The organism is Bacillus bruguierae (genome assembly GCF_037104725.1).
GTDB lineage: Bacteria > Bacillota > Bacilli > Bacillales > Bacillaceae_G > Bacillus_A > Bacillus_A bruguierae.
This window is the reverse complement of the sequence record NZ_JBAWSX010000005.1, coordinates 271,474-284,112: the sequence shown is the minus strand read 5'-3', so window position 1 is coordinate 284,112 and position 12,639 is coordinate 271,474. Positions and strand designations below refer to the sequence as shown.

At 35.7% G+C, this 12,639-nt stretch carries 10 protein-coding genes and 2 pseudogenes; 5 read left to right on the top strand and 7 right to left on the bottom strand.

The window, feature by feature from the left end; all coding sequences use genetic code 11:
- Nucleotides 1-875: transposase (locus WAZ07_RS11720; protein ID WP_336472578.1), on the bottom strand; the 875-nt coding region annotated here is incomplete at its 3' end.
- A gap of 381 nt (nt 876-1,256) precedes the next feature.
- Between WAZ07_RS11720 and WAZ07_RS11715 the strand changes: the two genes are divergently transcribed.
- From WAZ07_RS11715 to WAZ07_RS11700, 4 genes and pseudogenes are all read left to right on the top strand, one after another.
- On the top strand, nt 1,257-1,637 hold the full coding sequence (locus WAZ07_RS11715; RefSeq protein ID WP_336472577.1) for a GntR family transcriptional regulator: 381 nt from the start codon (nt 1,257-1,259) through the stop codon (nt 1,635-1,637).
- Nucleotides 1,630-2,502 (top strand): ABC transporter ATP-binding protein, encoded by an 873-nt coding sequence (locus WAZ07_RS11710; protein ID WP_336472576.1) that lies wholly within the window; start codon nt 1,630-1,632, stop codon nt 2,500-2,502. Before WAZ07_RS11715 ends, WAZ07_RS11710 begins: the two co-directional genes overlap by 8 nt.
- Complete coding sequence (locus WAZ07_RS11705; RefSeq protein WP_336472575.1) at nt 2,502-3,101, top strand: hypothetical protein; 600 nt, start codon at nt 2,502-2,504, stop codon at nt 3,099-3,101. Before WAZ07_RS11710 ends, WAZ07_RS11705 begins: the two co-directional genes overlap by 1 nt.
- Before the next feature lie 426 nt (nt 3,102-3,527).
- Nucleotides 3,528-4,044, top strand: a pseudogene (locus tag WAZ07_RS11700) (transposase); the annotation flags it as partial.
- Between the two features lie 133 nt (nt 4,045-4,177).
- Here the strand turns inward: WAZ07_RS11700 and WAZ07_RS11695 are convergent.
- The 5 genes and pseudogenes from WAZ07_RS11695 to WAZ07_RS11675 form a co-directional block, all read right to left on the bottom strand.
- Nucleotides 4,178-4,352: pseudogene (locus WAZ07_RS11695) on the bottom strand (AraC family transcriptional regulator); the annotation flags it as partial.
- Nucleotides 4,353-4,516: 164 nt separating this feature from the next.
- Nucleotides 4,517-5,353: an endonuclease I family protein gene (locus tag WAZ07_RS11690; protein WP_336472574.1), complete on the bottom strand. Its 837-nt coding sequence runs from the start codon at nt 5,351-5,353 to the stop codon at nt 4,517-4,519.
- Between the two features lie 390 nt (nt 5,354-5,743).
- Entirely contained in the window at nt 5,744-6,562 is an 819-nt protein-coding gene (locus WAZ07_RS11685; protein WP_336472600.1) for an energy-coupling factor transporter transmembrane component T family protein, read from the bottom strand.
- A gap of 5 nt (nt 6,563-6,567) precedes the next feature.
- Entirely contained in the window at nt 6,568-8,262 is a 1,695-nt protein-coding gene (locus WAZ07_RS11680; protein ID WP_336472573.1) for an ABC transporter ATP-binding protein, read from the bottom strand.
- Nucleotides 8,263-8,272: 10 nt separating this feature from the next.
- Nucleotides 8,273-8,824, bottom strand: a complete 552-nt coding sequence (locus WAZ07_RS11675) for an ECF-type riboflavin transporter substrate-binding protein (protein ID WP_090913574.1) — start codon at nt 8,822-8,824, stop codon at nt 8,273-8,275.
- Between the two features lie 390 nt (nt 8,825-9,214).
- Between WAZ07_RS11675 and WAZ07_RS11670 the strand changes: the two genes are divergently transcribed.
- Entirely contained in the window at nt 9,215-10,876 is a 1,662-nt protein-coding gene (locus WAZ07_RS11670; RefSeq protein ID WP_336472599.1) for a M4 family metallopeptidase, read from the top strand.
- Nucleotides 10,877-11,085: 209 nt separating this feature from the next.
- Here the strand turns inward: WAZ07_RS11670 and WAZ07_RS11665 are convergent, their stop codons facing one another.
- On the bottom strand, nt 11,086-12,312 hold the full coding sequence (locus tag WAZ07_RS11665; RefSeq protein ID WP_336472572.1) for a phospholipase D-like domain-containing protein: 1,227 nt from the start codon (nt 12,310-12,312) through the stop codon (nt 11,086-11,088).
- Nucleotides 12,313-12,639 lie beyond the last annotated feature (327 nt).

Sequence of the window (12,639 nt, the reverse complement as noted above, 5' to 3'; positions counted from 1 at the left end):
ATATTTCCTGTTTCATCTGTTTTTGCATTGTTCTTTTTGCGTGCTAAGGATTTATTTATTCTTCGTTGCCTTTTTTCTATGATTTTGTTATACCAACTGTACTGAGCTGTTCGTCCTTCGCTGTCTACATACAATTCGCTTTGGCTGTAATCTAGTCCAATTACTTCGTCAGCAGTCACTAATTCTACTTGATTTTCATTTGGACAAAAATAATCAACAGAAAGAGAAACAACATATTTTGATCCTTCTCGCTTAATTGTTGCTTTTTTAATGATTCCATCAATCGGTAATTCTCGATGTAGATGAATAGAAATACCTTCTTGAAACTTTGGAATACATAAAAAATAAGAACCGTTTTCTTGTGTGATTTTTATGTTTCCGTTAGTTTGATTCGTAGTATAACTTGATTTTCCCTGTTTTTTACTATGGAATTTAGGCATACCTTTTATGTCTTTCAATGTAGGAACATAACCGATTGTTTGCATTTTTTTACGAACTGACTTTTTATATTGAATAGGTCGTTTCGCGTAGGTTTCATTATATTTTTTAATGGCTGCCTGGAATCTCATTTTTGCGTCATTATAAACGAAAGAATCATTACTTTTATCTAAGTAATCATATTTGGCCGTGATCGTTGTATAATTTGGAACTTTATAGCGAATACATCCACTTTCAAAACCGATAGATTCTAAATATTCATACAAACCAGAGACATATTCGTTATACACTTTTCGTTCACATCCAAACGATTTTTCTAATTTCGTTACTTGTTCAGGTGTGGGAAAAATAGCGTATCGAAATGCATAGGTAGACCATCCATACGGTAACGACTTTTTTGTTCCTTTTATATGTACACCCTCTTTTGTGGTTGCCATATACTTTCTCCTTTCTTTCGTATTTTCATATTTATTATATCGCATAGCCTCAAAAGTACATACAAAGAACATATGTAGGCGATCACCTACCGAAAATTCATCCCCCACCTACTCGCTGGGCTACGCCCTTCTCGCTCCTTGAGGAAAGGGACTTCTTTTCGGAAAATATGTTAAAAGGATGATTCAATTGAATTTAGAAAAAGCGTGTTTTGATCAATCTTTTTTCAAAACACGCTTTTTCTATTTGTTCCTTTATCAAGGTTTATTAAGTTAATTTAATCAAACTTTATTTTAAATATACACTTGAAATATTTCCCAAGAGGTATTATACTCTTATATAACACCAGTATACAATAACACTATAAATGAAAGGAGGACGTCATGAAGTCAGCTCTGGATAGTAACCGTCCCATTTATCTACAAATCAAAGAGGCCATTGAGGAGGATATTCTTAACGGGCGGTTGGCACCTGAAGAACAGATACCCTCAAACAGCCAGCTTGTCAGCCATTACAACATAAATCCCGTCACTGTACTGAAAGGGATTAACCTTCTGGTGGATGAGGGAATAATTTTTAAAAAACGCGGGCTAGGAATGTATGTGAGCCCCGATGCACCTGAAAAGCTTAAAAGACGCTTTTCAGATGCATTTTTCCAGGAACATGTAGAACCTCTTACGGCCCTGGCAAAGCCCCTGGGCTTTACCCTTAGGGAGATTCATGCAATGATCGATAGTGCGTGGAAAGGAGAAAAAAATGATTAATATTGAAAATGTATCGCTTAAATACGGAAATACCCTTGCACTCAATAATATAAGTTTAAACCTTCCCGAGCAGGCAATCTGCGGGCTGATTGGCAGGAATGGTGCAGGAAAGACCTCACTTTTGTCGCTGCTCAGCGCCTACCGCAGACCATCCTCAGGAACAATAACCATATCCGGCGAAAATCCTTATGAAAACAGGAACATAATGCCACAAATCGCCTATATCTATGACAATCAGAATGAAACAGAAAATTCCTTACATGTAAAAGACTTGTTTAAAATAACGGCTGCGCTCCGTCCTAACTGGGATGCCGCCTATGCAGAAAAACTTATGAAGCTGTTTGAAATACCGATGAAGAAAACAATGGGAGCCTTAAGTCACGGTATGCGTTCAGCGGTACATGTGATTATCGGGCTAGCTGGACAGACGCCGATTACCATTTATGACGAAGCATATCTCGGCATGGATGCCGCCGTACGCAAGCTGTTTATCAGCGAACTTTTATCAGACTATACGCAGAGGCCAAAGCTTATTTTGTTTTCAACACATTTTATCAATGAGATGGAGGGGCTTTTCAGCGAAGTTATAATTATTAATAAGGGACGGGTAATTGCCCACGACGACTGTGATACCCTGCGTTCAAAAGGAACAGCCGTAACAGGATTTAGCGAAGCCGTAGACAGCTTCGTTAACGGTCGTGAAAGCTTGTTGCAGCGAACCTTAGGCCGGCAGAAAGAGGCTGTATTGTTCGGGGAGTTGTCAGAACAGGACCGCCTTGACGCCGCAAAAGCAGGTCTTGAATTCTCTCAGCCCTCGCTGCAGGATTTATTCATCTACATGACCGAAAAAGGAGGAAAAGAGTAATGATGAAAAAAGCTTTGAAGCTTCTGCTATCAACACAGGCTAAGGCCACATGTTGGTTTATAGGCATCTATGCCTTGACAATGGCTATTCTTATAGTGTTTTCTAATGTAATAATAGATGATACTTTATTGATACGGAATTCCATCATATATGCTCCTAAAATATACCTTCTGGTAATGGGAATTGTATATCCACTGGTTGCAATAAAACTATATGTGTCACGGGGCCTGACCAGAAAACAGTTCTTTTGGGCCTATACTGGAGCAATAAGCATTATATCACTGTTTCTGCTCATACCGATTTTAACTTCAATCATTTACTTTGATAACATTTCACTGTTGTCTGTAATTACACATTATCTGCATATGCCGCTATTTTTTCTCATAGGCTGGAGTTCTGTGGTGGGTTTTCAACTCCGAAAATGGCACATGGCGATATTTGGGATTTTAGGTGCTGTAGTGATGTTTCATGCCATGACTACTTTACCTGGAATTCTTGCTTTATCGGAACTGGCAGTATTAGGCTCTGTGTTACTGTTATTAGCTGCAGTGTTACTAATTCTGCCGCGCATCATTTCTCAAATTCCGTTGAAGGTCTGAGCGGTCTTGGGGCGGCCATATAATTCAGAATATAATGAGACTGAAGATGCCTTCCGCCTCGTTGAAACGTGGCAAAAAAAACGCTAACGTTCGCCGTTTCGCATTGAACGTTTAGGTGTCTGCCCATACTCATATTGCATGCCGTGGGCACCTCTGTATTTTCAGGGCTTTTGTGTCACTCGTCAGTTGAACAAGAATTAAGTGATGTTAGGATTAAGATCATATTTTCATTATTCCATTAAAGGCGCGATTCTGGAAAAGAAGTAAAAGATCGATACATATTAGTAATGTCTAATATGTATCGATCTTTATTTTTTTTGACTTTTTACGATTAAGGTCTTGATAAAAAGATTTTTCAAAATGAATTCTTCTTATTTACCGTAAAATACAGGTTTGTGAGGTATTTTTGATCAAACTTTATTTCAAAGCAACATATTGTACTCTTTTCCTTTTATGAGCCATAACTGGGCTTGTACTCTTATCGGAGCGATTGGTGATGTTGAACGATTTAGTACATACAAAGAGTTCAAAAAGTATCTCGATGTTTCGGCCGAAAATAAACAATCAGGAACATCAGTAAAGGGGACAAGAATGACCTTTAATGGTGTTCGAGATGCACGTCGTGTACTCTTTCAAATGGCGATGATTATCATTGCGATGAAAAAGCAACCATCCGTATTCAGTTCCTATTATCATCGTCTAGTAGAGCGTAATATGAATGGGAAAACAGCAATTGGACAATATGTGTGGCAAAATTGCCAAAATCCTTTATACGATGTTTAAAACAGGGCAAAAATATGACCCTTTGAAACACGCACAAGCAACAGGTATTCCGTGTAATTCTGTTTATGATAAAAGAAAAAAGGGTATCAACACGGAGAAATTTTATCAAGAAGCATCAGAGCTTGCCGGGGATTCAATATCTGGCGATGTTCGATGTTGAATTAATTGAAACAGAGGAAGAATAAGATTAGCCTGTAAGTGTTTTAAAAAGTAAAAAACAGCTGTTTTCTGCACAAAAATAGTGCTATTTCCAAGAAGAATTTTTTATTTTCTTCTTGGAAAGCACTACACTACATTGTATAAGACCCTTCATTAAGAAGTAAATATCTACGCAAAAAAACCTTTACTAGTCCTGTAATGTGCTTTTCCATTAGAAAATGTTTTAATAGATAATTGGCCATTCCCTTCCCAATAAAACTGCTTACTTTTTGCATGTAAAGCAAAATTAGTAGAATCCATATAATTCATAATAACGTCTCCGTAAGTATGTGATTATAATTTTCAAATAATTCAATCATACATAATAATGGAAGTTTAGCCAAAAACCTTTTACTTTCCTAATGAAGAGAAAGGAGTGGTCATAAGGACCACTCCTTTTCACTTTATATTTTTCAAGCTATAATTTTACTTATTTATTTCCAAATTTCATTTGCCCATTCAGGATGATCAATAAATGGATTCCGGTTATGTTGATACTTTGTATAGATTATTTCATTACGCTTTCGCTCAAAATCATCAACAGGATCTTGTTCATTCCATTTTAGTAAAACAGATAGCTTTCCCATATAAGGAGCTTTGTTATTGTTTACTTTATCATTTAGTTCCAAATCTACTTCACGGTTATCCCCTTCATAACGAACAGCCATGTAAAATAACATTCTAGCAATATCACCTTTTACACTATCACGAGGCTCCCAGGAATCACTATCATATTTACATTCTGTTGCTTCTGGATGATTCACACCACCGTTATCAAAATCCAAATTCCCACGTGAGCTATTTACAGATACATCTGTAGCTCTTAAATGATGAAGATCCGTTCCAGGCCCTGCAGCCGTCCCAAACTCACCGTGAGATTTTGCCCAAACATGCTCTCGGTTCCAATTATCGACCCCTGAACCACTTGTAAATTTCCCTTGCGAACGCCCTGTATATAAGAGAAGTACATTATTTTTATTATTTGGATCTTCATCAGTATCTCTTAGCGCTTCCCAAACTGCACTGTATGATATCTTTGTATGATTATCAATAATATTATGAAGTTCCTTTTTTAACTCTAAGCCCGTTTTCCCCTTCATGCTATTATAATATGTATCATCATAATTAGTTGAAGTTACCCCTTGATTTATTTTTGAAGACGAAGAAACTCCTTCACCATACACGGTATCTGTAAATGATAAAGATGAAGAACCTAAAATAAAAAATGAAGAAATAGTAAAGATAGCAAGTTTTGTATTTCGGAACACCATATACACAAATCCCCCTTTAAATTTAATTTTTACTCATTAGCAAAAACAATTCTTTAAAAATATACTTTAATAATAACCTATATTTTTCAATTTATTTATGCAATTATGCATATTTAGTTACTAATTAAGGAAAACTACACAACAAAATGTTTGGCATCTAGAACCGAAATAACAATCAGACTTTTTTATAATTTATCGAACTTTATTTCAAAGCCATAGCTGATAATAAAGCCGTTCATTTTTACTGTCTAAAATACAATAGCCTACAGTCATAGAATTCATTGTAGGGCATTAAAGAATAGAGAAGTTAGATACATCCATTAATTGTAGTTATAGTTATCGTTTATATCCTAGAGCCTATTTACAAATTTGCTAATATACAGTTACTATTCATAAAGGATACCAAAACGAATGAAAAATTGTAACTTTTAAATAAATAGCGATAATCAAAACACAAATCCCAATAAGAATCGGCATATAATCAAGAGACTGCATTTCCGTTCTATAATACCAAGTTCGTTTCTCCTTTTTTCCAAAACCTCGTAAATCCATAGCATTCGAAACGGTATCAATTCGATCCAATGAATTGATTACAAGTGGCAAAAAAATCGTCACTCGATTTTTAATGCGTTGAAATAGAGTTGCTTCTCCTTTATGAAATGGAATCCCCCTTGCTTCCTGCGCATGTTTAATGAGTTCATATTCTGTTTGTATATTCGGAATATAGCGCAGTGCAATATTAACTGCATAGGCAATTTTATAATGCAGTCCAATTTTGTTTAAGCTGCTAGCAAATTGACTTGGATGTGTTGTGTAAATAAAAATAAGTGTAAACGGTAATAAGGTAAAATATTTTAATGATAATGTCATTGCAAAAAAAAGAGTTTCTATTGTAATAGTCGCATAACCAATGTGGAGAAGTGGCGTATATGTACCAGTTAGCTCCGATCCATGTGTTGGGGTAATCAATAAAATCATGATGGAATTCAGAATACTAAATGTGAAAATAACACTAAAAATAAGTAATATACTACGCGTTGGGATTTTTGCGATACCTAACAGTATGCAGCCAATTAGAAATAAGAATAATAAAATACGAAAATCAAAAAATAGGAATGTAAGAATCATCCATATAATAAATAGGATGAGCTTTACAGCACCATCCATACGATGGAAATAGGATTCACCTTCTATGTGTAATGTCCCCATCTTACTCATGAACGCTTCCTCCTTCTTGCTTCCATATAAGATTGAACAAATTGCTGCGGAATTGGCATGTTCCCATGTTTCGCTAGACGGGTAAGTGAGCTCACACGAAGGTTTGCACGTTTTAAAATACACTCATTCGCCAACACGGTAGTTACTGCATTATCTGCAATAACTTCTCCATTATGTAGCACAATCGCGCGATTTGCGTATTCTATCGCTAAGTTCATATCATGTGTAATCAATAAAAAAGAAATTCCACGTTTTGCTAATTTTTGTATAAACATCATAAACTCTTTGTAGTGAAAATAATCTTGCCCTGCAGTGGGTTCGTCTAAAATAATAAGTTTGGGACTTGTAACAAGAATCGAGGCTATCGTTAGACGCTTTTTTTGCCCATAACTTAATGCTTGTACTGGCCAATTTCGAAATGGATACAAACCGCAAATTTGTAATGCATGTTCTACTTTTTTATGCATTTCTTCTGAAGCATTCTTCAGTTTTAAAGCAAACGCAGCTTCTTCCCAAACCGTTGCTTGTGTAATCATGTGATTCGGGTTTTGCATCATATAAGCGACGACCTCTCCCCGCTTTCGGATTGACCATCTTGTCATATCCGTTCCTTCTAAAAGAATTTTACCTTGATGAGTTTTTTTCATTCCCGTCATAATATGAGCAAGTGTTGATTTTCCAGCACCGTTGTTTCCTAAAAGAGCGAGTATTTCTCCTTTGTATATAGACATAGATATATCCTTCAATGCAAAATTTCTATTTAGATATGCAAACGATATATTCTCTATTTTACATAGACATTCTTTTTCGAATATTGCTGTATGTATCGGATTTTGTAACATCCATTTTGATAGCGTTTCGTGCAATGTATGAGAATTAACATTTTCTATCGGATAAACTTCTTCGTTCGAGAGTGGATATTCCAATGTTTTTAATGCTTCTACGTATACAGGCTCCCTTAGCCCTGCTTTTTGTAAAACATTTTTCTGCAATAGTTCAAGCGGTGCTTCGATTGCAATGATACGGCCATTTTCCAAAATAATAATTTTATCTAAATCAAGATCGAGTATTTCTTCAATGCGATGCTCAATAATGATTATTGTTTTATTCGTTTGTCTATGAATCTTTTTCATAAGTTGAATTGCTTTTTCGCTGCTTACAGGATCTAAATTCGCTAAAGGTTCATCAAACAGCAAAATCTCAGCATTTGTAGCTAGTACGCCTGCAAGAGAAACGGACTGTTTTTGTCCTCCTGATAAATCGTGAGGGCTATGTGAATGAAACTTAATCATGTCTACCTCTTCAAGTGAACGTTGTACAATTTGCTTCATTTCCCCTTGCCCCGTACAATCATTTTCCATCGCAAACGCAACGTCTTCTTCAACCGTTAATCCGATAAATTGAGAATCTTGATCTTGCAGAATCGTTCCTACATGTTGACTTAACTCAAATATACTCGTATGTCTAGGATCTATACCACATACAGAAAGATTCCCTGTACTTGTCCCTTCATAAGAAAAAGGAATGAGCCCATTAATACAATGAGCTAATGTAGATTTTCCCGATCCGCTTCGCCCAGCGATTAACACTTTTTCGCCAGGATAAATATGAAAGGTAATATCCTGCAAAGTCGGTTCAGCTACGCTTTTATATTGAAATGTGAATTCTTCAAAAGAAACAATCGGTTTCATATGCATCTTCCTACTTCTCGGCCTTTAATTGTGTATTTTTTTTATTCGCCTTCGCAAGTCCTAACACGATTGGTAAACCGAGGATAAAGAACACGAGAACATCTGCGATAATCGCACCACCTACTTGAATAGCAATTTTATCAAACGGTTCGCCCATAATGAAAATGTCAAATATACCAGCAAAGACGATTCCTAAAAGAATACCAATTACACCCGTAATAGAAAGGTAAACAATATCTCCCTTACTATACGTTCCATTTTTCACACTAAATGCAGGGCGCTTTTGGACAAATCCCATAAATAAACCAATGATTCCTGAGCTTAATACCCAGCCCCACCAAATGCCCCAACCAGCAATAGCATCTGTAATTGTATGACCGATAAGTCCAATTAATAAAGCTGCAATTGGTCCAAAGATAGCACCGAAAATCGTTAATAAAGCAAGTGCTGGTTTAATAAAAGTATTCGGCGCAATGGAGAATCCCCATAATCCTAATACACCATATATGGCTGAACCAATTCCAATTGCAACAACTAGCTTTGTAGAAAGTTTTTGATTCATTCATATTCCCCCTCTCATTATATAAACTTACTCTGAATAACTTCTATCATTTATATAGATGCTATCAGTTTTATATGCTGAAGCAACGGGAATTATGCTTATATGTACCGTTCCTCTTTGCATTGCGCAGGGCAAAATACTGTCCCCTACGATTTGCACATTTACTTGTGAATAATGTTTAATAACAACTATAGTCTAAAACACTCAATCGCTTTGCACGTTTTCTAGAGTTGCAATTTCTTCTTTTGAAAATCTAAATTTTTAAATTGTTTATCAAAACGCAAGAAAACTTGAGAAAAAATTATTTGAATTTTCAGTATTTTAATAATAGAAATTTAATGTTACTATAAATCTACTCTTTTAAAAATTTTTGTTAGGGGGCAAAAAATGATGAAGAAAAAGGGTTTAGCGTTTGTGTTAGCAGCGGGAATGGCAGTGACAACGTTCGGGGGGACAAGCTCTGCGTTTGCAGATTCAAAGAACGTACTCTCTACAAAGAAATACAATGAGGCTGTCCAGTCTCCAGAATTTGTAGCAGGTGATTTAACAAGTGCGTCTGGGAAAAAAGCAGAATCTGTTGTATTTGATTATTTAAACGCTGCGAAAAAAGATTATAAACTAGGCGAAAAAAGTGCAGAAGAATCTTTTAAAGTACAAAAGGTTGTAAAAGATCCTGTAGGAGAAGCAACAGTTGTCCGTTTACAGCAAATGTATGAAGGTGTGCCAGTATGGGGTTCTACTCAAGTAGCTCATATTGGGAAAGACGGTGTATTAAAAGTTGTATCAGGAACTGTTGCACCTGATTTAGATAAGAAAGAGCAGCTAAAAAATAAAAATAAAATTGACGGAAAACAAGCAATTGAAGCTGCACAAAAAGATTTGGGGCTAAATCCAAAATATGAAGTAGAGCCGGCGGCGGACTTATTTGTATATCAAAATGGTGAGGAAACAATATACGCATATGTTGTGAAACTGAATTTCTTAGATCCAGAGCCAGGAAACTATTATTATTTCATTGAAGCTGATAATGGGAAAGTACTAAATAAATACAATACAATTCATAATGCTAATACTGAGAATAATGCACCGATTCAACCTGTAACAGGAACAAATAAAGTGGGAACAGGTAAAGGGGTATTAGGCGATACAAAATCTATTAATACAACATTATCTCGATCTAGTTATTATTTACAAGATAATACACACGGTGCAACAATTTACACATATGATGCAAAGAATCGTACTACACTTCCAGGAACTTTATGGGCAGATACAGATAACATCTTTAATGCTACCCGTGATGCAGCAGCAGTGGATGCACATTATTATGCAGGTGTAACATATGATTATTATAAGAAAACGTTTAACCGCAACTCTTATAACGATGCTGGTGCACCGTTAAAATCTACAGTTCATTATGGAAGAAATTATAACAATGCTTTCTGGAATGGATCCCAAATGGTGTATGGTGATGGAGATGGATATACATTTATTCCATTTTCCGGAGGAATTGATGTTGTCGGACATGAGTTAACGCATGCCGTTACAGAATATAGTTCAAACCTGATTTATCAAAATGAGTCTGGTGCATTAAATGAGGCATTTTCTGATATCTTTGGAACATTAATCGAATACGCTGATAACCGTAATCCAGATTGGGAAGTTGGTGAAGATATTTATACACCTGGTACAGCTGGAGATGCGCTTCGCTCAATGAGCGATCCAACAAAGTATGATGACCCAGATCATTATTCTAAACGTTATACTGGAACGAGCGATAATGGCGGCGTTCATACAAATAGCGGTATTATCAATAAAGCTGCTTACTTATTGGCAAATGGCGGTACACATTATGGTGTAACCATAAATGGTATTGGCAAAGATAAAGTAGGCGCAATTTACTATCGTGCAAATACAGTATACTTAACTGAATCTGCAACTTTTAGTCAAGCGCGCGCTGGTTTAGTACAAGCCGCTGCAGATTTATACGGTGCAAACTCTGCAGAAGTGGCAGCCGTGAAACAGTCATATGATGCAGTTGGTGTAAAATAGGTTCCACTCCCCCTTTATATAGTGAAAGAGGCTGTCCCAAAAATGAAACTTTTGGGACAGCCTCTTTCATCTCTAGGTACAAATTTAATGATAACAAGATTCTCACTTAATAGAAAGTCCACAAGCTAAACCTCTTCGCTTGTGTCATTAATTTAATTTATTCTAATAAAATGCAGTTTACTACTCCTTAATATAAAAATACTTTGTTTTCACAAATAATACTCAAATATTTTTGCAACTTTTTCTTTCATTTTTTCTTTTATAGATAATTGATTGACGTCAGAGGACGTTACTCGCTTTGAATTTTGCAAGTCTGTATTAATGACTGGCTTTATTTTCGAAATATAGACAGGGTCATGGATATAACAGTTCATTTCTTCATTTAAATGAAACGAGCGCGAATCAAAATTCACGGTCCCAACCATCAATACTTTTTCATCAATCAAAAATACTTTACCGTGTAACACTCCCTTTTTATAACCATATACTTCCATTCCCTGTTTTAATGCTTTTCGGATATATGGATACGCTGCTTCTTTAACTAACAGTGCATCCGAATGAGGTGAGAACAGAATTTTGACACGAACTCCCCTCTTTCTTGCATCTACTAATGCGTTCCAAATAGTTCTGTCTTTTGGTATAAAATAAGGTGTTAATATAATGATGGACTCCTTTGCTTGTTGAAACAGCATTGCATAATCTTGCCCAAGTTTTTCTCCGCTATAATATGCAGTAAATCGATGCGAGGTTGCTCCCTTTTCCTTTATCGCACTGTGTATCGGAATCGCTTTCTCTGAGTTTTTCTTCCAGTCTAACACAAATTGGTGTTCTAGATCTTGAACTCCTTCTCCTCGTATTTGAAGGTGATAATCTCTCCAGTAACCAAGTTTTTCTTTTTCTCCTAAATACTTCCTGCCAATGTTAAATCCGCCAATGTACCCAATCTTTCCATCAATAATTGAAATACGACGATGATTCCGATGGTCCAAAGAAGAAGAAAGATAAGGGAAAGCAGGCTTATTGTAATACGTAAAATGCACTCCTTTTTTAACTAATAATTCTCTTTCCTTTTTCTTTAGTAAAATTCCACCTAGCCTGTCCACTGCATAGTATACTTCTACACCTTCCTGACTTTTTTTCCTCAATAACTCTAGAAACTGATGACTTACTTCATCATCAGCAATAGAGAAAAAGTTAATATGCACGTAATGTTTTGCATTCTTTATATCTGAGAATAATTGATTGTTTAACTGTTTCCCGTCTGTATACATAGTAATATCACTTTGACGAATAGGGTATTGGCTAGGCTGCTGGCCAAATCTCCCACTTTTTTCAGCTGCTGTTCTGTCAATTTCATCCCAAACAAGCAAAACAAAACATAGGCCGATAAATACAAAGAGGAGTACCAGGAAAGTTTTTCCTATCTTTTTCAACATATTTAATCTCCTTTATATATTATCGTTTTCTTTCTGTTAGTTTTTGTTATCGGGACAAAACTATTCCATATCCATCCATGAAGCTAATCTTTACCATAGAATATACAAATGATTTACCTTCTTATATGGTAGATTTTTCTTATAAATATTCTATTCACGTTAAATTAACATAACATCACTTAATGGTATTCCATGTAGCTATTAGCTAAAAAAATCCTCCTTCGAATAATTAAATGTAAAATTTCTCATTTACATAACCCTAAAATTGGAAATCGTACTATGATAACAAAATAGGCATTCTATATTTTGAAGTACATTTACAAGGAG